Origin of the sequence: Rubrobacter tropicus, from assembly GCF_011492945.1 — a bacterium.
GTDB lineage: Bacteria > Actinomycetota > Rubrobacteria > Rubrobacterales > Rubrobacteraceae > Rubrobacter_D > Rubrobacter_D tropicus.
The window spans coordinates 4,108,153-4,130,689 of record NZ_CP045119.1 but is presented as its reverse complement, the minus strand read 5'-3'; the positions used below and the strand labels follow the sequence as shown (position 1 = coordinate 4,130,689).

General features: G+C 68.0%; 21 protein-coding genes and 3 pseudogenes. 7 read left to right on the top strand and 17 right to left on the bottom strand.

What is annotated here, in order from left to right:
• Positions 1-103 precede the first annotated feature (103 nt).
• The 4 genes from GBA63_RS20625 to GBA63_RS20610 form a co-directional block, all read right to left on the bottom strand.
• Positions 104-1,099: a zinc-dependent alcohol dehydrogenase family protein gene (locus GBA63_RS20625; protein WP_166180450.1), complete on the bottom strand. Its 996-nt coding sequence runs from the start codon at positions 1,097-1,099 to the stop codon at positions 104-106.
• Positions 1,100-1,149: 50 nt separating this feature from the next.
• Positions 1,150-2,046, bottom strand: coding sequence for a universal stress protein (locus GBA63_RS20620; RefSeq protein WP_166179215.1), 897 nt, complete (start codon positions 2,044-2,046; stop codon positions 1,150-1,152).
• A gap of 64 nt (positions 2,047-2,110) precedes the next feature.
• On the bottom strand, positions 2,111-3,088 hold the full coding sequence (locus GBA63_RS20615; RefSeq protein WP_166179213.1) for a universal stress protein: 978 nt from the start codon (positions 3,086-3,088) through the stop codon (positions 2,111-2,113).
• Positions 3,089-3,137: 49 nt separating this feature from the next.
• Positions 3,138-3,854, bottom strand: coding sequence for a helix-turn-helix transcriptional regulator (locus GBA63_RS20610; protein WP_166179211.1), 717 nt, complete (start codon positions 3,852-3,854; stop codon positions 3,138-3,140).
• A gap of 291 nt (positions 3,855-4,145) precedes the next feature.
• On the opposite strand from GBA63_RS20610, the gene GBA63_RS20605 reads away from it, so the two are divergent.
• Positions 4,146-6,884 carry a PAS domain S-box protein gene (locus GBA63_RS20605; RefSeq protein WP_166179209.1) on the top strand — a complete coding sequence of 913 codons (2,739 nt, stop codon included), beginning with the start codon at positions 4,146-4,148 and terminating at the stop codon, positions 6,882-6,884.
• A 173-nt stretch (positions 6,885-7,057) separates the two neighbouring features.
• Entirely contained in the window at positions 7,058-7,381 is a 324-nt protein-coding gene (locus GBA63_RS20600) for a spore germination protein GerW family protein (protein ID WP_166179207.1), read from the top strand.
• Positions 7,382-7,707: 326 nt separating this feature from the next.
• On the opposite strand, the gene GBA63_RS20595 is transcribed toward GBA63_RS20600, so the two are convergent.
• From GBA63_RS20595 to GBA63_RS20575, 5 genes are all read right to left on the bottom strand, one after another.
• Complete coding sequence (locus GBA63_RS20595) at positions 7,708-7,860, bottom strand: hypothetical protein (protein ID WP_166179205.1); 153 nt, start codon at positions 7,858-7,860, stop codon at positions 7,708-7,710.
• A 66-nt stretch (positions 7,861-7,926) separates the two neighbouring features.
• Positions 7,927-8,814 (bottom strand): DUF6920 family protein, encoded by an 888-nt coding sequence (locus tag GBA63_RS20590; protein ID WP_207956960.1) that lies wholly within the window; start codon positions 8,812-8,814, stop codon positions 7,927-7,929.
• Positions 8,815-8,887: 73 nt separating this feature from the next.
• On the bottom strand, positions 8,888-9,103 hold the full coding sequence (locus GBA63_RS20585; RefSeq protein ID WP_166179203.1) for a PLD nuclease N-terminal domain-containing protein: 216 nt from the start codon (positions 9,101-9,103) through the stop codon (positions 8,888-8,890).
• Between the two features lie 61 nt (positions 9,104-9,164).
• On the bottom strand, positions 9,165-9,551 hold the full coding sequence (locus tag GBA63_RS20580) for a hypothetical protein (RefSeq protein ID WP_166179201.1): 387 nt from the start codon (positions 9,549-9,551) through the stop codon (positions 9,165-9,167).
• Positions 9,552-9,761: 210 nt separating this feature from the next.
• Positions 9,762-9,953: an RDD family protein gene (locus GBA63_RS20575; protein ID WP_166179199.1), complete on the bottom strand. Its 192-nt coding sequence runs from the start codon at positions 9,951-9,953 to the stop codon at positions 9,762-9,764.
• A gap of 38 nt (positions 9,954-9,991) precedes the next feature.
• On the opposite strand from GBA63_RS20575, the gene GBA63_RS20570 reads away from it, so the two are divergent.
• Together GBA63_RS20570 and GBA63_RS24560 are read left to right on the top strand one after the other, a co-directional pair.
• A complete protein-coding gene (locus GBA63_RS20570) occupies positions 9,992-10,252 on the top strand; it encodes a cupredoxin domain-containing protein (RefSeq protein WP_166179197.1) in 261 nt (86 codons plus the stop codon).
• Positions 10,253-10,330: 78 nt separating this feature from the next.
• A pseudogene (locus GBA63_RS24560) lies at positions 10,331-10,573 on the top strand (multicopper oxidase domain-containing protein); the annotation flags it as partial.
• A 192-nt stretch (positions 10,574-10,765) separates the two neighbouring features.
• Here the strand turns inward: GBA63_RS24560 and GBA63_RS23815 are convergent.
• The 8 genes and pseudogenes from GBA63_RS23815 to GBA63_RS20530 form a co-directional block, all read right to left on the bottom strand.
• Positions 10,766-11,944 (bottom strand): hypothetical protein, encoded by a 1,179-nt coding sequence (locus tag GBA63_RS23815; protein ID WP_166179195.1) that lies wholly within the window; start codon positions 11,942-11,944, stop codon positions 10,766-10,768.
• Between the two features lie 27 nt (positions 11,945-11,971).
• Positions 11,972-12,073, bottom strand: a pseudogene (locus tag GBA63_RS24555) (antibiotic biosynthesis monooxygenase); the annotation flags it as partial.
• A gap of 85 nt (positions 12,074-12,158) precedes the next feature.
• Positions 12,159-13,301 (bottom strand): hypothetical protein, encoded by a 1,143-nt coding sequence (locus GBA63_RS20555; protein ID WP_166179193.1) that lies wholly within the window; start codon positions 13,299-13,301, stop codon positions 12,159-12,161.
• A 72-nt stretch (positions 13,302-13,373) separates the two neighbouring features.
• Positions 13,374-13,686: pseudogene (locus GBA63_RS20550) on the bottom strand (antibiotic biosynthesis monooxygenase).
• 99 nt (positions 13,687-13,785) lie between these two features.
• A complete protein-coding gene (locus GBA63_RS20545) occupies positions 13,786-14,979 on the bottom strand; it encodes a zinc-dependent alcohol dehydrogenase (RefSeq protein ID WP_166179191.1) in 1,194 nt (397 codons plus the stop codon).
• The gene (locus tag GBA63_RS20540) at positions 14,976-15,491 is read right to left on the bottom strand and encodes a hypothetical protein (protein ID WP_166179189.1); all 516 of its coding nucleotides are present in this window, start codon (positions 15,489-15,491) and stop codon (positions 14,976-14,978) included. Before GBA63_RS20540 ends, GBA63_RS20545 begins: the two co-directional genes overlap by 4 nt.
• Positions 15,492-15,601: 110 nt before the next feature.
• Positions 15,602-16,174, bottom strand: coding sequence for a type 1 glutamine amidotransferase domain-containing protein (locus GBA63_RS20535; RefSeq protein WP_166179187.1), 573 nt, complete (start codon positions 16,172-16,174; stop codon positions 15,602-15,604).
• Between the two features lie 127 nt (positions 16,175-16,301).
• Complete coding sequence (locus GBA63_RS20530) at positions 16,302-17,450, bottom strand: glutathione-independent formaldehyde dehydrogenase (RefSeq protein WP_166179185.1); 1,149 nt, start codon at positions 17,448-17,450, stop codon at positions 16,302-16,304.
• 595 nt (positions 17,451-18,045) lie between these two features.
• Here GBA63_RS20530 and GBA63_RS20525 point away from each other — a divergent pair.
• The 3 genes from GBA63_RS20525 (at position 18,046) to GBA63_RS20515 (ending at position 22,436) form a co-directional block, all read left to right on the top strand.
• Complete coding sequence (locus GBA63_RS20525; RefSeq protein ID WP_166179183.1) at positions 18,046-21,384, top strand: PAS domain S-box protein; 3,339 nt, start codon at positions 18,046-18,048, stop codon at positions 21,382-21,384.
• Positions 21,385-21,827: 443 nt separating this feature from the next.
• Positions 21,828-22,007, top strand: a complete 180-nt coding sequence (locus GBA63_RS20520) for a hypothetical protein (RefSeq protein ID WP_166179181.1) — start codon at positions 21,828-21,830, stop codon at positions 22,005-22,007.
• A gap of 3 nt (positions 22,008-22,010) precedes the next feature.
• Positions 22,011-22,436, top strand: coding sequence for a hypothetical protein (locus GBA63_RS20515; RefSeq protein WP_166179179.1), 426 nt, complete (start codon positions 22,011-22,013; stop codon positions 22,434-22,436).
• Positions 22,437-22,537: the final 101 nt, after the last annotated feature.

Genomic DNA, 22,537 nt, shown 5'->3' with positions numbered 1-22,537 from the left:
CGCCTCTCGGGGCTTGGTTGCGTTCGATCATCCCGGGCTTTCCCCCGGTGATGGGCTGATGGAGGGCCTTTGCCATCAGCGCGGGCTCTTTGCCTCAAAGGTCTCACGCCGAAGGTTCCACGGCGAGCACGGCGGCGCCCTTTGTTTCGCCGGCCCGCAACGCCCCGAGCGCCGCGTTGGCCTCCTCGAGTAGGAAGGTCGCAACCTCGGTTTGTATCGGCACCTGGGGGGCGAGGGCAAGAAACTCCTCTCCGTCTTTACGGGTAAGGTTTGCGACCGAGCGGACGGACCGCTCGCCCCACAGCAGATCGTAGGAGAACGAGGGGACGTCGCTCATGTGGATGCCCGCGCAGACCACGGTCCCACCCTTCGCCACGGTCCGGAGCGCGGCCGGTATCAGGGCGCCCACGGGGGCGAATATTATGGCCGCGTCCAGCTCTTCGGGCGGATACTCGTCGGAGTCGCCGGCCCATTCGGCGCCGACCTCGCGGGCGAAGCGCTGTCCCTCCTCGTCGCCGGGACGGGTGAAGGCGAAGGTGCGGCGGCCCTGGTGGGCGGCGACCTGGGCGACGATGTGGGCCGAGGCGCCGAAGCCGAAAAGGCCGAGGCGTTGTGCGGCGCCGGCGAAGCGGAGGGAACGGTAGCCGATCAGGCCGGCGCAGAGTAGGGGTGCCGCCTGGAGGTCCGGATACCCGTCGGGGATCGGGAAGCAGAAACGCTCGTCGGCCGTGGCGTACTCCGCGTAGCCGCCGTCGATCTCGTAGCCGGTAAAGCGGGCCGCGTCGCAGAGGTTCTCCCTGCCCGAGAGGCAGTAGCGGCAGGTGCCGTCGGTGTGGCCGAGCCAGGGGACGCCCACCCGGTCGCCCATGGCGAAACGTTCCGCGCCGGCGCCGGTCTCCTCCACGACGCCGACGATCTGGTGGCCCGGGATCAGGGGCAGCTTCGGCCCCGGAAGCTCCCCGTCGACGACGTGGAGGTCCGTCCGGCACACGCCGCAGGCCCGGACCCGGACGAGGACCTGTCCCGGCCCGGCCTCCGGTTTCGGCGCCTCCGCGGCCCGGAGCGGCTTCCCTGGGGCATCCAGGATCATGGCCCGCATCGTCTTCGACCCCTCCGGATCTGCGGCCTCAACGCACTCCACTGGACACTTCAGTCGCCGCCCGGGCGGGGGTTGACCAGGATGGATCCCTCCGTGGTCCTCAGCAGTTTCGTCGAGACGCTGCCGAGGATGACCCTCTTGGCCGTCCCGAGGCCCCTGGAGCCGACGGCGACTAGGGTCGCCGGTTCTCTCGCGGCGGCCTCCAGGATCGTCACCGTCGCGTCGCCCGTCACTAGCGCGGTCTCCGGGGTCGTTCCGAGGAGTTCTTCCAGCTCGGCTGCCCTCTCCTTGAGGGCCCTCTCGCCTATACGCCTGTTGTCTTCGATCAGCCGTTCGTAGAGATCCTGCTCGTACTCGGGCAACGCCATCGGGAGGGGCTGCCTGGAGGAGGCGCGCACCAGGACGGCCCGGCTCCCGAAGGTCTTGCCGATGCGGGCCGCGAGGTCTCCGGCCGCCCGCGCCGCCTCGGAGCCGTCGTCGCCCACCACGATGCGCCCCGGCGGCCAGGCTGCTTCGCCGCCTCGCACGACGAGCACGGGGACGTGCGCGTGGTGGACGACGCCCTCGGAGACGCTGCCCAGGACGAGCCGCCCGAGCGGGCCCCGGCCGCGGCTGCCGACGACGATCAGGCCAACCCCCAGCTCGTCTGCGAGACCGAGTATCGCGTCTACCGGGTAGTCCCTTTTGAGGTGAGTCTGGGAGACGCTCGCCGCGCCGCCGGCGGCGATACGCTCGGCCTCCCTATCGAGTAGCCTCCTGGCGTCTTGTTCGAAGAGTTCGGTGGGGACCGGCGCCGGGTCTACCATGCCCGGGTAATGCCAGGCGTGGACTACGTGCAACTCCGAGCCGGTGCTGGCCGACAGGTCGGCCGCGGCACGTCCCGCGGTCGCCGCGCTGTCGGAGCCGTCCGTGGCGAGCAGGATGCTCGTGGGGAACGCTTCGGTCATGCCTGGGCCCTTTCCTCGCTGCCGAAATTGCTTTCTCCGCGCGCCGGTTCGTGGGCAGACGCCTTCACGGCGCCGCCCGCACGGGTTGGGCGCCGCGCGCGGCCTCGCGGTCGGCCCGCGTCGCGGGCTCCCTCGGAAGCGGGCAGATCAAGACCGGACCCCTCGCGACCCTCAGGATGTTGGTCGAGACGCTGCCGAGCCTCGCCCGCCCGATTACGCCAAGCCCGCGGCTGCCCACGGAGATCAGGGTCCGCGTCTCGTCGCTATCCTCGGCGGCCACGAGCAAGGCCAGGGTGGCGTCGCCATCCATCGCCCTGATCTCCGGCCTTCGTCCCGATTCCCGGCCGAGGGCGTCGGCCCGCTCGTCGAGGTTCCTCTCGATACCCGCCCTCGCCTCGTCTAGCCTGCGGCGGTCTTCGGCGCTCCACCCGCCGATCGGCTCCGGGGGGTTGCGGTGGGCCCGCACGAGAAGGTTCCCGGCGCCGTACAGGGCGGCGATGCTCGTACCCAGCTTCGCCGCCCGCCCGGCGCCTTCCGAGCCGTCGTCGCCCGAGATCACACGCAGGGGAGGCCAGGCCGCTTCGCCGCCGCGCACGACGAGCACGGGGACGTGCGCGTGGTGGACGACGCCCTCGGAGACGCTGCCGACCACCAGCCGTCCCACGGGACCGAGGCCGCGGCTGCCCATTACCAGCAGGCCGGGTTGCAGCTCTTCACAGAGGTCGAGCAGGACGTCTATCGTCCGGCCTTGCAGGAGGTGCGGTTCGGCCACCGCGCCGCCCGCCGCCTCGATGGCGTCCACCTGGGAGGCGAGCAGCTTCCTCGCCTCCCGCTCGTACAGGTGCGAGTAGTCGGCCCACGCCACCGCCGGGTAGCCGATGCCCTGAACGTTTTGGTGCCAGGCGTGGGCCACGTGCAGCTCGGCGCCGATCTTGCGGGCGAGGTCCGTTGCCGCCCTGGCGGCGAGGTCCGCGTCGGACGAGCCGTCCGTGGCGAGCAGGATCCTGTTCGGGCGCAGGATGCCGTCCTGGGTTCCGGTCATCTCTTTGCTCCTTTCTGCGCCGGGTGCGATGGTGGCGGTCGCGGTTCGTCTACCCGGCCAGAAGGCCCGCCTCGCGCGCCCGGGCCAGGGCTTCGAGTTGCGAGTGCGCCCCGAGGGCCAGGAGCAGCGCGCGGATGTGGTTACGAACCGTGGCCTGCGAGAGGTAGAGTTCCTGGCCGATCTCGCGGGCCGACTTGCCACCGGCCAGCAGCGCCAGGACCTCGGCCTGCCGCGGCGTGAGATCGGGGACGTCCACCCTCCGCGGGGCGCGGGCCTCCCCGCCGCCCGAGGAGAGCCGCACGAGGTCGCGGGCCATCTCCAGAGCCTCGTGCGCCCCCTGGGCGTCGCGGAGGAGGTGGATCAGGTACGGACCCTCTTCGGAGTCCACGCAGAGCACGCTCACGTTCACCCAGCGCCTCCCGCCGACCCTGGTCTCGATGCGCGTGTCGTAGCTCGGGACCGCGTGTCCCGTGCGGGCCAGGGCCATGACGGGGCACCCCTGGGCGCACAGCCGGCCTCCGCCTTCGCACTCACCGCGCAAAGTCTCGTGGCACCGCCTGCCGACCACCTCTTCGGCCAAAAGCCCCGTGAGGGCCTCGGCCCGGGCGTCCCAGTGGACTATCCGGTGGTCGGGCGCCACCACGAAGACGGCGTCCGCCGTCCGGGCGTTTATCAGGCACTCGACGGCCGGGGGCGGCGCGGAGACGACGCTCCGGGATCCTTCGGCCGGGTTCGTGGTCCCCCGCTGGATGATCGTTTCGAGCATCGCGCCTCTCCCTCTACTCTCGCTTCCTTCTGAAGGTATGATCCCTCGTCCGGCCCCGCCCGTCGTGGGCAACGGTGGTCATCTTTGCGGGGGCGCAACGCCCGTCGACCCGTGGGCAATATTGCCCACGAGCGGTGTCGTGGGTTATCCTTGACGCGTAGGAAACAGCCCCGCCCGGAGACGATCCGGCGGGGCGAGAGACCTTATCTACCTTCACGTCCGGGCTTTTGGGGGATCACGGGCGAAGAGAGAGGCGGTGGGGTCGGCGGTGGATGCCGGGGGTGGGCAGGAATGAAACGACGCGCCGTCTTTACGCTCGACGCAGAAGGGCGGGTCGACTCGTGGAGCGAGGCCGCCCGCCTGGCGACGGGCTACCCGGCCGAAGAAGTGCTCGGGTGGCACCTATCCGACCTCCTTGCCGGTGGCGTCGAGGTGGCGCACCGGGTCCTCACGGGCGCCGAAACCGCGGGCGACCACGAAGAGGGGGCCTCGTGGGTGGGCAAGCGCGGTGCCGGCTTTCAGGCGAACGTGCTCGTCTTTGCGCTGAGGGATGGGGCGGGTCTTCTGCGCGGCTTTGCCGCGGTGATGGGTGAGGCCGACGAGAGTTGGCGTCCGTCTGGGGCGCGGGGTCAGGACGTCGTCGAGGGGATCACGGACGCCTTCTACGCGCTCGACCGCGGGTGGCGCTTCACCTACCTCAACAAGACGGCCGAGCGGTTGTTGTCCGGCAGTCGGGAGACGTTGCTCGGGAAGAACATCTGGGAGGAGTTCCCGGAGGCCTCGGATCTCAAGTTCCACCGGGAGTATCACAGGGCGCTCGCGGAGGGAAGAACCGTACAGTTCGAGGAGTACTACGAGCCCCTCGAAGCCTGGTTCGAGGTGACCGTCTACCCCTCCGAAGAAGGCCTGTCCGTTTACTTCCGCGACATCACGCGGCGCAAAGAATCGGGGGAGCGGCTGGATCAGACGCTCAAGGAGCTCGCCGACCTCAAGTTCGCCCTCGACGAGTCGACCATCGTGGCCTTCACCGACCAGCGCGGCAGGATCACGTACGTCAACGACAAGTTCTGCGAGATCTCCAAATACTCCAGGAACGAGCTTATCGGCCAGGACCACCGGATCGTCAACTCCAACTTCCATCCAAAGGATTTCATAAAGGACCTCTGGCGGACCATAGCGCGGGGGCGCGTCTGGCGGGGTGAGCTCAGAAACCGCGCCAAGGACGGCTCGGTCTACTGGGTCGACACGACCATCGTTCCGTTCCTGAACAGCAGGGGAAAGCCGTACCAGTACGTCGCGATCCGGCACGAGATCACGGACCGGAAAAAGACGGAGGAGGAGCTGCGCGAGAGCAACGCCCTCTTGAACTCCGTCATCGAAGGAACCAGCGAGGCCATCTTCGTCAAGGATCTGGACGGCAGGTACGTTCTGGTCAACTCCGCCGCCGCCGAGATCATAGCCGGCCGGCCGTGCGCGGCCGGGGAGGTCATCGGCAAGGACGACACGCAATTCTTGCCGGCCGGGGTTGCCCGCCCGCTGATGGAGGCCGACCGCGAGATCATGGCGTCCGGGGAGACGCGGAGGGTGGAGGAGGAGGTGCCGGTCAAGGGAGCGGTCCGCTCGTTCCTCTCGACCAAGGCCCCTTACCGGGGCGACAGCGGCGAGGTGGCGGGCCTGATCGGCGTGGCCTCGGACATCACGGAGCTCAAGAAGGCCGAGGCCGCCCTGCAGGAGATCCGGGAGGCCGAACGCAACCGCATAGCCCGCGACCTGCACGACGAGGTCCTACAGGACCTCACCTACGCCCTGCAGGAGGTGCAGCTCTCCGGGACGGCGGCCACGCCCGAAGGAAAAGGCGTCGCCGGGTTGAAAGAGGCCGAGGCGGCCCTGAACCGCTCGGTCCGCGGGCTAAGATCCGCCGTCCACGACCTGAGCCTGGAGCCCGACGCGGGCGGGCCGTTCCGCCGCTCGGTGGAGGCCCTCGTCGAGCTCAACCGTCAGATGAACCCGGGCTGCCGGGTGGACCTCGAGGTACACGAATCGTTCCCGGGCGAGTTGCCCGGCAAGACCTCCAAGGAGCTTCTGCGCGTGGTGCAGGAGGCCCTCGCGAACGCCCGCCGGCACTCCGAGGCGGACAGGGTCAAAGTCTTCGCCGGGACCGACCGGGTTGGGAAGCTGAGGGTTGAGATCTCCGACAACGGGAAGGGCTTCGACCCGGAGAAGGTCCTGGCGGGGATAGGGACCAGGGCGATGCGCGAGAGGGTGCGCGCCCTGGGGGGTGACCTCACCGTCACCGGCGCCCCCGGCGATGGTACCCGGGTGACGGCCGAGGTGCCTTACGGCGCGGACGGCGTCGCCGAAGCCCCGGCCCAGCGGGCCAGGGTGTTGCTGATAGACGATCACGCCTCGTTTCGGGAGGGCGTCGCCTCGGTACTGCGGGCGCAGCCGGACATCGAGGTGGTGGGCCAGGCGGGGTCGCTGGCCGGGGCGCGGGAGGCGCTCGCGTCGGGGCCCCCGGTGGACGTTGCGGTTATCGACCTCGGGCTCCCGGACGGTTACGGCGCGGAGATCATAGTCAGTTTGCGCGCCGCCAACCCGCGGGCGCAGGCCGTAGTCCTGAGCGCAACCCTCGACCGGGCCGAGATCGCCCGGGCCGTCGAACTCGGGGCGGCGGGGCTGCTCCACAAGGCGTCGAGCATGGCCGAGATAGTTGACGCCGTAAGACGCCTCGGCGCCGGCGAGACGATCCTGCCGCTCGGGGAGGTCGTCGAGCTGTTGCGTTTCGCCGGAACCCACAAGGAGCAGGAGCAGGAAGCCCGCCGGGCCCTGGAAAGCCTCACGGACCGCGAGCGGGAGGTACTCGCCCTACTGGCCGAGGGCCTGGACGCCGCGGAGATCTCCGCCCGGCTCCACATCAGCGCCAAGACGGAGCGCAACCACGTGTCGCGCATCCTATCCAAGCTGGGCGCCCACTCCCGGCTGCAGGCTGTCATCTTCGCCGCCCGCCACGGCGCGGTCGAGATATCTTGAAGTGGGTTGCGGTGGTATTGAACCACCGCAACCCACGCAAACAGCCATCGGCCAAAGAAAAGGGAGCTGATCGCTGAAAGCTGACAACGATTGCGGGGAGGTCCAACCTCCCCGCAATCTGCTCTATACGGTGAGCCCCTGGAGCCACTATACAACTCGTAGGAGGTGGTGAGATGAAAGACGATGCGAAACCGAACCTCGAGCCCGTAGAGAAGGCGGTGGAGCGCCTGGGGGTCAACGCCGTCTTCGGCGAGCCCGTCAGGGAAGGTGACGTTACGGTCATCCCCGTGGCCGAGGTCCGCCTCGGTTACGGGCACGGCTCCGGACGCTCCGCAGAAGACGCTCCGGGCGCGGACGAGGGCAGCGGCGGTGGAAGCGGGTTGGGCGGACGGGCGTCTCCCAAAGGCTACATCCGAATCTCTTTCGAAGGGGCGAGGTTCGAGCCGGTCCTGGATGTCACCCGAATGGCCCTGGCGGGCATAGCATTGGCGGCCTAAACGATTTTCTGGATCGGGAGGGCCCTGCGCCGCCCTTCCTGGGCCGAAGCATCTACGGAGAAAAGGGCGCTGCTGGCGAGGAACATGCCCGCTACCAGGACCAGAAGGATTCGCGCCTTCACGGGCCTCGCCCCGCCACTTTCGTGGCGTCCGATCTGTGGTCGTCTTTGCATCGGGGGAACGGTAGCAGCGCGGTCTGGTTGGGGGCAGCGCAAACTTGCCCATCCGCATGGACAAGATCGACCATCTTCCACGGGCCGCCCCGCAACCGGTGCTTCCTGCTGGTGGCGGGCGCCTTCATCCTGGGCGGAAGAGGCACGGGTCCGCTAGTAGTGGGGCGGGAGCGTTACGGTGGTGTCCACGCCGTGCAGCACCGAGGCCACGTGCAGGGCCGCGTGCGCGCCGATCGCGGTGAGCGGGTTGAAGGTGAGCAGGTAACCGAGCGTCATGATGCCGTTCCCGATCAGGGGGCTCGCCAACTCCGGACCGCGGAACTCCGCGTACCCGAGGTGGTACGCGGCGGTTACGAAGGGGCTTGCGATACTTTACAGCGCTTCCTCGTAGTCGATCTCGGTGATATGACCCCGCCAGTAGGGCTTCGCGCCGTCAGGGAGCAGCCAGGCCACCTCGCCGTCGAGCGGCACTCGCATGCCGCCGCGCTCTTCGTAGTTCCAGAAGCGCCCGTGCCACGGCGTAGGGACGATCTTGTCGCCTACCGTCCGGCCGCGCGCCTCCGCGCGCACGGTGTCGATGAGGTCTTCTTCGTCGAAGGTGAAGAGCATGGTTATGGAGGTCTCGCCCTCGGCCAGCGTGGCCCGGGCCGAGTGGCCATCGACGGCTTCCCAGCGCACCCCCTGGCTCGGTAGCAACGCGGTCGGGTACCAGGCCGCCTCGGCGAAGAAGCGCATAAGCTCCCCCTCGGCCACCTCTCCTGTGCCGCCCATGTCGACCACGGAGAAGAGTCCAATGATAGAGCCGTTGAGGATACCCTCGCCCGCGACATAGGCGTCGTGCACGTGCACGGGCAGGAGCGGCATCATCTCGACGCGCCCGTCCCAGTCGAAGCCGGGGCGCTGGGTGATCACCTTCTGGTCGGACGTGAAGGGCTTCCAGTTGTCGGTGGTCTCGCCCATGTTGAAGGTGCCCGTGTGCCGCACGCTTGCTTCGGCCACCATCGGCTGGCCCTCTTCGAGCACCCGGCCCAAGTAGCGCTGGACCGGCGCAGGCAACCTTTCCAATTCGTCGAAGTCCACCGTCTGAGGCCGGATGGACTCTTTGGCCGCGTCCAGTTGGCCGCGCAGTTCCCTTGTGCCGGCGTTCCAGCGGTACTCTCCGTAGAGACGAACGCACAATAGGACGGCGACGAAGCCCAGTACGCCCGCTGCCAGGAAGACGCCCAATGTTCTCTTGCGGCGCCGGTAATCCTTGTTCACGTGGTACGTCCTTTCGAGGTCGGACGCGCGCGCCGGAGCATCGGCAGATCCGGGGTCTTTCCTTGAGTCTACTTCACCGCTTGCGCCCGAACGTGAAGTAGGAGATCGGGCCTATGAAGTTGACGAAGGAGACGGCCACCCACGCCCATTTGTTGCCCCGGATCTCCCCCGCCGGACGCCGGTAGATGTCCGCGAGGGCCGTCAGGAGCAGCGAGATCTGGACCGAACCTACCGTCAGGACCGCGGTTTTCTCTCTGTCGCTCAGTTCGCTCCACCTGGTTTTCGCCAAGGCCGTGCCCCCTTGTTCGAAGTTCCCTATCCGCTCCCCGGCTACCGCATCCGGCGCTCCCCTATTCAGGAGCCTCGAACACTAGCCACGAGCCCTTGATGCCCTCGATTCCCCGCCCGCCGCCGAAGTCGCCCTTTCCGGGCACCACCTTCACCAGGCGATCACCCTCGCCGGCGAAGTCTTCCAGCGTGCCGGTAAGGTCTTCCCTGTGCAGGACGAAGACTACCCGCTGCTGCTTGGTCATCTCTTCGATGGACGCCCGGTCGCCTTCGCCCTCGGCGACGGCCTCGGCGAGGAGCCGTTGCCGCTCGGCAGCCTCTTCCCACAACTCGGCCCTGCGGGCGTCCGCCTCGGCCTGACGGGTCTTCTCCTGCGCGCGGTACTCTTCCACGTGGTCTTCGATCCTCTTCAGGATCCTCTCGATGACGGGCCTGCGCTTCTCGTCCATCTTGCGCCTCCTTGTCCCCTTCTCTACAACACGACGCGTCCTTCGCGCCTCTAGCTTCATAGCGGAAGACTAGGCCACGCGAGGAACGCCGACCTGAGCAGGCCGAACCAATCTTCCGGTCAAGATAAACCAATTAGCGGGGTTGCCGGTGGGGCAAGATCCCGCGACCACACGCCCGAACCGAAGGACCACGCGCACCGCCCGGCCGCGTTACCGGCGAACCACGAGGGTGTGCGCCGCCATATCTCCCAGGCGTTGGTTCTTGCCCGAGACCAGCACGGTCACGAAGGCCACCAGATAGCCGAACAGGCTATCCACCAGGCGGAGCGCCGTCCTGACGACGGCGGCCCTTAGGCCCGGCGTCCCCCCGCCTTCCCGAACGACCCTTATGCCGAGCAGCATCTTGCCGACGCAGGTCAGGGCCGCTGGTGGGAGGGTTGTTGGGCCTCGTGTTCGCTGCGCTCGCGGTCGTGGCGTTCACCCTGCTTGGCAAAGAAGAAGGCGCTACCCAGACCACCCGGCAACGGGCCGCGGCGGCCCCGGTGACCCGCACCTACTTTATAGGGGCGGACAAGGTCGAGTGGGACTACGCGCCGACGGGCTCCAACCAGATCACCGGCCAGTCCTTCGGCGAGGACGAGAACGTTTTTGCCCAGCAGGGCCCCGACCGCATCGGCAAGGTCTACACCAAGTCCCTCTAAAGGGAATACACCAATGCCAGCTTCTCCAGGCTCAAGCCTCGCCCGGCCAGCGAGGAATACCTGGGCACGCTGGGGCCTGTGCTCCGGGGGGCGGTGGGGGACACCATAAAGGTGGTGTTCAAGAACAACACCAACCATCCAGCGAGCGTCCATCCGCACGGCGTCTTCTACAACAAGAACTCCGAGGGCGCTCCCTACAACGACGGAACCTCCGGCGCGAACAAGGCAGACGACATAGTCGAGCCGGGTGGAACCCACACCTACACCTGGAAGATCCCGGACCGGGCCGGCCCCGGCCCGATGGCCCCGAGCTCGGTGATGTGGATGTACCACTCCCACGTGGACGAGTCGGAAGACACGAACTCCGGCCTCTCGGGCCCATCGTCGTCACCGGCAAGGGCCTGGCCAGGCCGACGGGTCTCCGGTCGACGTGGACCGCTAATTCCTCGACAGTCGGTCCGGGCCCTCTCGGGCCCGTCTTGCGGCGTGCAGCGGTGCGCTAAGGGGGCGGGGTCAGGACGCGTCGGACCCGTCTTCGTCGGCGTCCTCGTTGCGGCGTCTCTGACGATAGCCGTAGGCCGCTTCGCGCACGGTGTCCTCGTCCTCCAGCGAGGACCCCAGAGCGCCCGCGACCAGGGCCAGCGAGGCTGTGAGCCAAGAGAGGATCAGGTACTCCCCGAAGCCGACCGGGTGGCGGAGGGTGCTCTGGAGGTAGCCGCCCGGCACGAAGACCCAGGCCGCGACGAGCACCAGCAAGAAGAGCGTGGCGTACGAGAGCAGCGTCGCCGCCGTCACGGTGAGGGCGGTCGCGCCGTTGTACAGCCTCGCCCAGCGCCGGGGCTCCCCGTCCCCGGGGCGTTCCCAGAGCCCATGGGCGACGACGACCCAGGCGACCATCGCCACTACCGCCGCGACCATGAGCAGCAGGAGGCGGGCCCAGCCGACCGCGTCGCTCAGGGTCCAGATGGTCGGGGTTATAAGGGCGTAGGCGCCCGTGGCGAAAGCGGCGGCGAGCGCGCCCTTGAAGCTGGGGAAGAGCTTCCAGGGCCGGTTGGCTAGGACCATGCCGGCCAAAAGCCGCGGGTGTCCATTCACCCTCGGGGCGGCGAAACGCACGTCCACGCCCATGTTCTTCATGTCCTCGTCGGGGGGCTCTATCCGACGGTACGGGGCGAGGAACCCGCCCTCCCGTCGCCCGGACGTGTCGGCGTTCTCCTCGGGTCCGAGCATCCTGGCGTGCAGCTCCTCGACGAGCCGGAGGGTCGCCTCCTTGGCCCTGGAACGCAGCCTGAACGTCCCCAGGGCCGGCAGCGAGAGCCCGGCGACCCCCCGCGAAGCGCTCGCGTCGGCCACGACGAGGTGCCCGTTCCTGTAGATCGGCAGGTCGGTCAGGCAGACGGCCATGTCCCAGCCCTCCCGCACCCTGCGGTCGTGGCAGACGTCCAGGATCTCCGGGGCGTCCCGCGCGCTGCCCGTGAGCGGGTCCACAAAAACCGACACGTCCCAGGAAAGGCGGACGTCGACGCGCCGGTCGAGGAGCTGGGGCAGTTCGGCCGCGAGTTCCCTGGCGATCTTCTCCGGGATTTCGGGGGCGGGTATCAACCCCAGCGTGACGGTGCTACCGTTTGCGGACTGGTTCCCGCGCGAGCGTACCGTTCGCGATTCGCCCTCCCTGGGGTCCGTAGAGGCCACGTTTTCTCCCCTCCTCGTCTCCGGCATCTACCCGGGAAGCTTGGACGCGACGATGTCGATCCTCTCGATGATGGGCTCCTGGGAAAGCTCGCCGACATCATCCATCAGCGCCGCGGCGACCCGGCCCGAGATGCTGGTACATTCACTTTGTCTTGGCGGTTCTGGACGTTTACGAGACCATCTCAGCACCTCCTCCGCGGCGGCTGCTGTCGCGTCAGCCCGAACCGTCCTGGCTCTGACCCTCTTTGTGGCGGCGCTCTCTGTGGTAGGTATAGGCGGCCTCGTGCACGTCGTCCGAGGTCTGCAGTCCCGAGCCGAGGGTGCCTCCGAGCGTGGCCAGCGAGCTCGTCATCAAGGCCAGGGCCACGAATTCGCCCGCGCCGGCCGGACGTCCGATGGTCTTCCCGAGCACGCCGGCATCTATGAGGAACCCCGCCGCGGCGAGTGTTAGCACGAACAAAGCGGCGAAGAAAGACAACGCTCCTATGGTCAGCGTGATCAGGGTCGTCGCGTTGAAGAGCACCGCGAGCTGCCGGTTCGTCTGGCCGTCCGAACGGTGCCACATGCCGTGGCGGACGATGAGGTAGGCGATCATCGTCGCCACCGAGGCGGCCACCAGCCCTGAGAGCCTCGCCCAGCTAAACGCGCCGCTCAGTTGCCATATGGTGCTGGTGATGAGCGTGAAGGCCGCCGTGCCGAGGGCCGCGGTGAGCGCGTAGGAGAGGCCGAGGACGACCCGGAAGGGGCGGGTGGCGCGCACCATCCCGGCCAGAAGACGTGCCTGGCCGAGCCCCGCCGGCATGGCGAGCTGGAAGTTGTCGCCACCTTCGCCGCCCCGCGCGGCATTACCGAAGGTGGTCGCCGGCTGCTTGGGGCGTCGGCCGTCGCCGTCACGCGCCGCGTCCTCCGGGCCGATCCCTATCCGGTCTCCAAGGACCTCGCCGACGAATCGGACGATGGCCTCTCGGGCATGCGCGCGCCTGCGCAGTACCCCGAGGGCTGGCAGCGAGACCAGCACCGCGTCCCGCTCGGAGGATGCCTCGGCCACGACGGCCCGCCCATCGCCACGCAGCAGCGGCAGGTCCGTGACGCAGACCGCGAAATCCCACCCTTCCTGCCGCCTCCACTCACGGAGGTCGTCGACTGTTCCGTTGTCGTCCTCGGTGTCTTCGGCGTCCGGGAGGCGCGGGTCGCGCATGGTCGGCACCTCCCAGGAAACGCGCTCGCTGATGCGCTCGGAGAGCGCCCTGGGCAGCTCGGCCGCGAGATCCTCGACGACCTCCCTGGGCACCTGTGGGGGCGCCAACAGACCCAGCACCACGGTCTCGCCAGGATGGTCTGCCCGCGGACGGCCCACCCGACGACGCTTGTGTGCCCCGGAGGTCGCGTCGGTTTCCCCGGCGGAACCCGGATGTCCTGCGGAGCTCATCTACTCTGGCAGCTTGGACGCGAGGACGTCTATCCTCTGGATGCCGGGCGGGTCCGCGAAGAGAGCGGCGTTGTGCTGGGTCGCCTGGGCCACGCCGCCGGAGAGGTGGGCTTCGCGGCCCACTACGTCTGGGAGGACGTCGAAGACGCCGAACGTTGAGGGACCGAAGCGGACCCCGAACCATGCCATGGCCTTCGGCTCCTCGTTAACCATCGAGATCGCCCCCCTCCGGGAGGCTCCGGATGTTGTTCTCCCTTCCCGGCGTCGCCTCCAGCTGGAGCAACAAGCCTACGGTGACGGTGTTCTCGGCCATCCTCCATCTCCTTTAAGTTCCCCTTTCTGTTTCGTAATGGTCTCGGCACCCCTGCCCCCGACGCCGTAGCGCCGAGGACAAAAGGTCCGAGCCCTCGGGTCAAGAGTGACCGTTGGAGTGGCCGTCGAGCGTGAAGACCGAGCGGACGCAGCCGTCGATCTTGTTCTTGAACATGTCGTAGCCGCGGGCACCGTCGTCGAGCGACATCGGGTGGGTCATGAGGTGGTCCGTCTTTATCTCCCCGGCGGCCATGCGCTCCAGGATCATCGGTATGTAGCCGTGCCCGTGCTGCTGGGCTCCGCGCAGCGTGCAGCCCTTGTTCATGAGTGCCCCCATCGGAAACTTGTCCACGGCCCCGGCGAAGACGCCTAGCGCGAAGATCGAGCCGCCCTTGCGGCAGGCGTAGATGGCCTCGCGCAGCGCCGTGGGCCTGTCGGTCTGGAGGAAGGCCTGCTGCTTGATCCAGTCGTAGGCGAACGAAGGGCTGTCGGAGTGGGCCTCCATCCCCACGGCCTCGATGCACACGTCGGGCCCTCGCCCGCCGGTCATCTCCCTGAGTTCGCCCTGGATGTCCTGCTTGGTGTAGTCCAGGGTCTCGCACCCGATAAAGCGCTCGGTCATCGACATACGCTCCGGGTAGCGGTCGATGGCGATGACGCGCTCGGCACCGAGGAGCATCGCCGCGCGGGCCGCCATCTGCCCGACCCCGCCGCAGCCCCACACGGCGACCACGTCGCCGGGCTGGACGCCGCCCACGTCGGCGCCCGTCCACCCGGTAGGCGCCGCGTCCGAGGCGAAGAGGGCCGTCTCGTCAGAGAGGCCCTCGGGCACGGAGAAGGCGCCCACGTCGGCGTAGGGGATGCGGATGTACTCGGCGTGGCTTCCGGCGTTGCCGCCCATGGCGTGGGAGTAGCCGAAGCAGCCGCCGGGGGCGAAGCCCCATAAGGCCTCGGTGATCGCGGGGTTCGTGTTCCCGTTGTCGCAGCAGGAGTACAGGCCCTTCTTGCAGTACCAGCACTCGCCGCAGGCGATGAAGGAGCAGACGACCACCCGGTCGCCGACGGAGTGTTTCTGTACCCCCGATCCGACCTCGACGATCTCGCCGAGAAACTCGTGTCCCAGGACGTCGCCCGCGCGCATGGCCGGGATGTAGCCGCCCAGCAGGTGCAGGTCCGAGCCGCAGACCGAGCTCAGCTTCACCTTCACGATGGCGTCCCCGGAGTTCAGTATCTGGGGGTCGGGGACCTGCTCCACGCCGAGCTCGTTTATGCCGTTCCAGACGAGCGCCTTCAAAGCAAACCTTCCCTTCTCGAGCGGCTGGTTGCCGCGCCGAGTAGCTTCCCGCCCGGTGTGTCCTTCGTCGTCGGCGGCCAGTCCGGGCTCAAGACCTCGCCGGTCTCCAGGATCTGCTTGGTTTCCCTGAGCGCTTTTCGCACCTTCTGGCGGTAGTCCTTGCTGGAGGAGCCACGCGGAAGGGCGGAGATCTCTGTCCCCTTGTCAGCGGGGGCGGGCTGTATCCGCACCTCTACCCCGTCGCCAAGATCCGCGAGCGGCCCAGGCAGGCCGTCCTCTGTCGGGATCTCCTGCGGCGGGCGGTTCACCGTGACGGCGAGCCAACGGTCCGTCTTACTGTCGGCGGAAGACTCTCCGTTCACGGAGAACGCGCGCGCCGTGCCCGTCGGGCGGTAGCCATTGCCGACTACCCGTCCGGCCCACCTGTTGCCGGTGAGGCGCCCAATCAGCAGGGCCGCCCCCCCGCCCGCGGCGGCAAGCCCGCCTATAGCCACGACCTTTTTTACCTTCATCCTTCGTCCCTTCCGCGCCTCTCGTGGGGCGCGTGGTGTTCGGGCAGCCCGGCCCGAGACCAAATCGACGGTCTCGGGCCGGTCCTGCTCCTTTACGGATCTCCTACTCTCTAGGCGCTGCCCGCCTTGACCGGGTGCTTGCCCTCGGCGAACTCCTCGACGATCTTGGAGCAGAACGCCGGCAGGTCGTCGGGGCTGCGGCTGGAGACGAGGCCCTCGTCGGTGACGACCTCCTGGTCGAGCACCTCGGCGCCGGCGTTCGCCAGGTCGACGCGGACGCTGGGCCAGGAGGTGAGCCGCCGACCCTCGGCGACGCCCGCGGTGATGAGCGTCCAGGGGCCGTGGCAGATCACGCCGACCGGCTTGCCGGTCTCGAACCAGTCCCGCACGAAGCCCACCGCGTCGTCGTCGATGCGTAGCTGGTCGGGGTTCACCGTGCCGCCCGGGAGGAGCAGGGCGTCGTAGTCGGCGACCGAAGCCTCGGAGACGAGGCCGTCGACCGTGAAGGTCCCGGCCTCCTCGATGTCGTGGTTGCGGGCCTGGATCTCGCCTTCGTGGATGGAGAGGAGCGTGGTCTGGGCGCCGGCGTCCTCGATCGCCTGGCGCGGCTGCTCGAGCTCGACGCGCTCGACCCCGTCGGCGGCGAGGATGGCGACCTTGCGCCCCTGTAGTTCGTTAGCCATGCATGACTCCTTCCGAGATAGCGGGCGGGTGCTGCTAGTACGCGTCTTCCGTCGTCCGGTGTGTACGGGTGGGCCTCGCCCTTGCCTCGGCCTCGAAACCCACCCGGGTTCGTTCTAGATCGCCCTTCTACGACCCGTTCGGGTGGAGGACGACCTTGGTCCAGCCGTCTTCGCGCTTGTCGAAGTGCTCGTAGGCGTTGGGTCCCTGGTCAAGCGTGAGATTATGCGAGACGATCCACGACGGCTTGGCCTTGCCCAGGTGGATCAGCTCCCGGAGCTGGCGGTTGTAGCGCTTGACCGGGGCCTGGCCGACGCCCAGCTGCTGGCCCTTGAACCAGAACATGCCGAAATCGAAGGCGGCCTTTCCCTGCTGGGCCATCTGGTCTGGCCCCCCGGGATCCTGCGGTACGAACACCCCCACGCAGCCGATCCTGCCGGTGAACTTCACGGAGTTGACGAGGTTGTTCATGGTCATGGCGGGGTCCTCGTTGCCATCCGGGTCGTGCGCCTGGTATCCCACGCACTCGCAGCCCTTGTCCGCGCCCACACCGTCGGTCTCGTTCAATACCGCATCCACCGGAGAGCCCTTCGAGTCGTCGATGGGGATGGCGCCGATCTCTTCGGCTAGCCTGAGGCGGTCGGGGTGGCGGTCCACGACCATGACCTTGCCGGCCCCCCTGATGGTCGCCGAGTACGCCGCCATGAGCCCCACGGGCCCGGAGCCGTAGACCACGACGGAGTCGCCAGGACTCACGTCGGCCATCTCGGTCGCGTGGTAGCCGGTCGGGAAGATGTCCGAGAGCATCACGTAGTCGTCCTGCTTCTCCCGCGCGTCTTCCGGCAGGCGCAGGAGGTTGAAGTCCGCGTAAGGGACGCGCAGGTACTCGGCCTGACCGCCCTGGTAGGGTCCCATGTCGGCGAACCCGTAGGCGGCACCGGCCCAGCCCTCCAAGGGTTGCATCCTGATGCAGTAGTTGGTCAGGCCGTGCTCGCAGTTGCGGCAGTGGCCGCAGGAGATGTTGAACGGCGCCGAGACCATGTCGCCGACCTGTATCTTGTCTACCCCGTCGCCGACCTCGACCACCTCGCCGACGTTCTCGTGGCCGAAGGTCCGCCCCTCCTCGAAGTCGGTCCGCCCCTCGTACATGTGCAGGTCCGAGCCGCAGATGTTGGTGGCCGTGATCCTCACCACCGCGTCGTTGGGATGCTCGATCTTCGCGTCGTCCACGTTGTCCACGCTCACCTTGCGCGGCCCGTGGTACACGAGTGCTTTCACGCCGTCCTCCTCTGTGTCCGGCCTACCTTGTCCAGCGAAGGGCAAACGCCACCCCCCCGCCTATTTCAACGCTTACCCTTTGAGGGGCGATCTAAAGTGAGCAATATGTGTCGTTTTCGTGTGGGGTAAATTCACTACGAACGCCTGCCACGTCCGACCACTTCGCTTCGCCGGGACAGTGTGCTCCGGACATATATTCCACCCGGAGGGTCGGACGGTCGTGAAGAAGAGAGTTCATGTTTGTGCGGGACAGATCACCCACGAAACACCGGTATATCCATCCCGGAGGGGGCCTGCGGAGGTTTCACATGGGGTAGATCCGACACAGAAAATTGTAACGTTACACACAGAACTGTAGACTAATAAGATGAAGTTGCGAGACGATCTGTGCAAGGCAGATCCCGAAGGGAGGCTAGATCACCCCCCCGCCTCTCCGATTTCCGGAAGGACTCCGCCACGGCGTCGAGCCCATTCAGACCGCCACCCCTGACGAAGCATCTTACGGCCGGGGTAGGCGGTTCGAGCAGCGAACAGGACGAATACGACCGGGCGCTCTGCTTCGGACGCCCGCGTGCGCGGGACGAGAGGGCTAGGCGTGTTTGACCTTCAGAAGATCCGGGGTGCAGGCCTGGAAAAAGCGATCCGGCAGGTGCCCGCGGCGGTCACCATCGTCGAGGCCGCCTCGGGGGAGGTCATCCTCGCCAACGAAGAGGCGAAGGCCATGATGAGGCGGATGCTGACCGCGCCCGTGCCCTCGAGGTTGGAAGATTTCAGGGATCTTCGCGACGCCGGTGACTTCAAGCTGTACCGCCCCGACGGAGACGCTTACGAACTCGAAGAGTGGGCCGTGATGAGGTCCATCAGGACGGGCGAGGAGGTGAGCGACGAGGAGTACGACTACGTCGCCGCCGACGGCACCCGGGGCACGATGCGCTGCGACGCCTCGCCCATCTACGACGACGAGGGGCGCGTCGTCGCTGGTGTACTCCTCGTGCGCGACGTGACCGAGGAGAAGCGGGCCGAGGAGAGGCGCCGCTACGACGCAGGCCTGCTGGAGAACATCCACGACGCCGTCCTGGCCACGGACGCGCGGTTCGTGCTGACGGCCTGGAACAAGGGCGCAGAGCGGATGTTCGGCTGGACGGCCGACGAGGCGCTGGGTCGTTCGGTAATTGAGGTAATCGCCAGAGACTACGGCGACGAGGAACTTGCCCAGGAGCTCCGGGAGTTGACAGAGACGGGTCGGTGGCGTGGCGAGAGGACCTGGTACCGAAAGGACGGCGCGCCGGTCCAGGCCGAAGGGATAACCGTCGCCTTGCGCGGAGGGCGGGACGAAACCACGGGCTACCTGTGCATCATGCGAGACATAGGTGGGCGCAGAGAGGCAGAGGAGAGGCTGCGCGAGAGCGAGGAGCGCTACCGGCGGCTGGTCGAGAACTCCCCGGACGCCATAGCCGTCTTGGCCGAGGGCAGCATCGCCTTCGTGAGCCCCGCCGGGGCGAGGCTCGTCGGCGCGGGAAGCCCGGGCGAGCTTTTGGGCGTGCCCTACCTCGACCTCTTCCACCCGGGCTCGCGGGCGGCTGTGGAAGCGGGGGTATCGCGGGCGCTCGGGGGCGAGACCGTGGGGCCGTTCGAAGCGAGGGCGCTCCGGTCCGACGGGGGCGCCGTGGACGTGGAGGTGTCGGCGATACCCATCGTCCGCGAGGACGACCCCGCGGTGCAGGTCCTCGTCAGGGACGTCACCGAGCGCAAGCGGGACGAGGAGGCGCTCAGAGCATCGAGCCGGCGCACCGAGAACATCCTGGAGAGCGTAACCGACGCCTTCTACACCCTCGACCACGAGTGGCGCCTCACCTACCTAAACGGGCGGGCGCTGCGCTTCGCCTCGCAACTGGCGGGCGAGGAGTTTACGCTGGATGACCTGATCGGCCGAACGCTCTGGGAGACGCTACCCGCCACCGTGGGCACCTCGATCGAGGACGAGTACCGTCGCGCCGTCCGCGAGAGGCGGACCGCCGTCTTCGAATACCCCTACCCCGGGGGCGGCCCGATCTTCGAGGTGCACGCCTACCCCTCAGAACAGGGCCTGTCGATCTACTTCCAGGACGTAACGGAGCGCAAGCGAACCGAGGAGGCGATCCGGGCGCGGACTCTCCAGCAGGCGGTCGTCGCGGACCTGGGCCTTAGGGCGCTGGCGAACGACGGCCTCGGGTCTCTGCTGGACGACACCGTGGCCCTCGTAGCCCGGACCCTGGACGCGGAGTTCTGCAAGATCGTTGAGGTCCTGCCCGGAGGCGAAGAGCTGACGCTGCGCGCGGGGTTTGGCTGGCAGGAGGGGGCCGTCGGGAGCACGGCCGAGACAGACCCCCAGGTCTCCTACACCCTGGACGCGAGCGAGCCCGTGATCTTCGAGGACCTCGAAACGGAGACGCGCTTCGAGCCGGACCCCGTGCTCTTGTCGCACGGGGTGGTAAGCGGCATGACCGTCCTCGTTCCCGGCAGGCACGGACCCTTCGGGGCGTTGGGAGCACACACGGGCACCCGCCGGGTCTTCTCGGTCGACGACGTGAACTTCCTGCAGGCGGTAGCCAACGTGCTCGCCACGGCGATCGAGCGCGAGACGGCCGAGAGGGAGCTGGGCGAGGTCAGGGAGGCCGAGCGCAGCCGCATAGCCCGCGACCTCCACGACGAGGCCCTCCAGGACCTGGCCCACGCGATGACCCAGGCCCAGATCGTACACGCCGCGCCCGCGGGCGAAGAGACCGCGAACCGTTCGGTCGGGTTGGCCGCTGCGCTCACGCGCGTCGAGCAGCAACTGCGCGGCGCCATCTACGACCTGCGCCTGGAGGCGGAGCACGACAAACCCTTCTCGGAGCTCTTGGCATCGCTCGTCGAGCTGCACCGCGCCATGGCCCCGGATCTCGACATACGTCTGGACCTGCGCGACGGCGCCCTCGAAGGCCCCCTCAAGAGAGTGGGCAGGGAGACGCTGCGCATAGTCGGCGAGGCGCTGACCAACGCCAGGCGACACTCCGCGGCCCGCAACATCCGGGTCTCGGTCTCGACCTCCGACGGCAGGCTCTTTGCGGAGGTCTCCGACGACGGGCGCGGTGTGCACCCGCCGAGGCAGCCGTCCCCCGCCGGCGGCGTGGGGATAAAGGGGATGCGCGAGAGGGCGCGCGCCCTCGGCGGGGAACTCAAGATCGAGAGCGAGCCCGCGATGGGCACGAAGGTGCGCTTCGAGATGGCCCTGGAGCGGAAGAGAGAGGAGCCGGAGTCGGACGTGCGGGTCCTGCTGGTCGAGGATCACGTCGCCGTCCGCGAGGCCGTCGCCGCCTCGTTCGAGCGGGAGGCCGGCTTCGAGGTTGTGGGTCAGGCGGGGTCCCTGGCCGAGGCGCACCGGGTAATCGACGAGGAAGGGGTGGACGTCGCCGTCGTCGACCTCGGCCTCCCGGACGGCTACGGGGGGGACCTGATAGAGGACCTCCGCGCCGCCAACCCCGAGGCTCAGACGCTCGTGCTCTCCGCGAGCCTGGACCGCGCCGAGACGGCCCGCGCGGTCCAGAGCGGGGCCGCGGGCGTCTTGCACAAGACGGCCCACCTAGACGAGGTCGTCGGGGCCGTGAAACGGCTCGGGGCGGGCGAGACGCTGATGCCCCTGGAGGAAGTCGTCGGGCTGCTCCGCTTCGCCGGGACCAAGAAGGACGAAGCGCACGAAGCCCACCGGGCCCTAGAGAGCCTCACCCCCCGCGAGATGGAGGTCCTGCAGAAACTCGCCGAGGGCCTCGACAGCGAGGGCATCGCCGAGACGTTGCACATAAGCGTCCGAACCGAACGCAACCACGTGGCGAGCATCCTAACGAAGCTCCGGGTCCACTCCCAGCTGCAGGCCCTGGTCTTCGCCGTGCGCCACGGAGCCGTAGAGATTTCTTAGAGCGGTCAGCTATCAGCGGTCAGCTTCTTGGGACTCTGGCGGCAGTCTCCCGTGGGGGCCTGCGGCTTCGCGGACGGCCGTGGGGAGCTCAGGCTCACGATCAAGGACCGTTGTCGTCTGATCAGTCGTCAGCTTGGGGCAAACGCTGACCGCTGACGGATGACGGCTGACAGAGCGGTTCGCCTTGCGAACCGCTCTAGGGAATGTGACTTAGCGAGAATTGACGCATCTGACCGACGACCGGCGTCTCCCCCGGCGGTAACGTAGGGACCCCTGAGAGGCTGTTCCGCAAAAGGGACGGACCCGGGTCCCTCGAAGCACAGGCTTCGAGAGGAAGATCGGGGCAGGCCGGCGCTCTCCGCCGCTTCCCCCCTCCGCGAGCGGGACGCCGCCTCGCCCCGATCACGCACCCAAATACGAGATGGGAGGAGGCGACACAACCGTTGGACGCCGAAAAGGCGGACAGAGGAGCCGAAAAACGACCTCCAGAACCCGAGACAAATCGCGGAGAGGAACGTCGGACGAAGAGGGGTTCCACCGACCGCGACAGCGATTCTCCGGGCGTACCGGACTGCGTCATGCGCGATTTCGAAGACGACTGGGAAGAGGAAGGGGCAAGCTGACACATGGTCCAGACCGAGACGCCAAGGACGGGGAGAAAGACCGGGCGGGCGACCCGTCGGCCGACGGAGACGTCGTATTGGCTGATTTCCAGGATCGCCGACGCCCGTATGGAGGTGCACACCCTCTACCACGACGGCGAGGAGACGCTGCCGGTCTTCAGCCACGCGGAGGAGGCCGAGATGTTCCTCCGTCTCGGGCAAGCGGGCGACGAATGGCGGGTGACCGAGATCCGGGCCGGGGGTCTCATCTCCGTTCTTTACGGGCCCTGCGCATGCGTGAAGGAGGTGGCCCTCGACCCACTGCCGGAGATGGTGGCCCGGGGGACAGTCGGCCTCGTCACCTTCGCCAGGGACCGTTTCATGGACCACCTCGCGAGCGCGAGGAGACGCTCCCGGTCTTCCGGCCCGGATCGGGCACGGTCTTCGTAAAGGGGCCGCAGGCGGCAGATCCGTCCCGCTTTTTTCTGACCCCGCGTACCTCCCCGTTCCGCGTGCCCGACCTGGCGCCCTCTCACGCCGGCTTGCGCGTC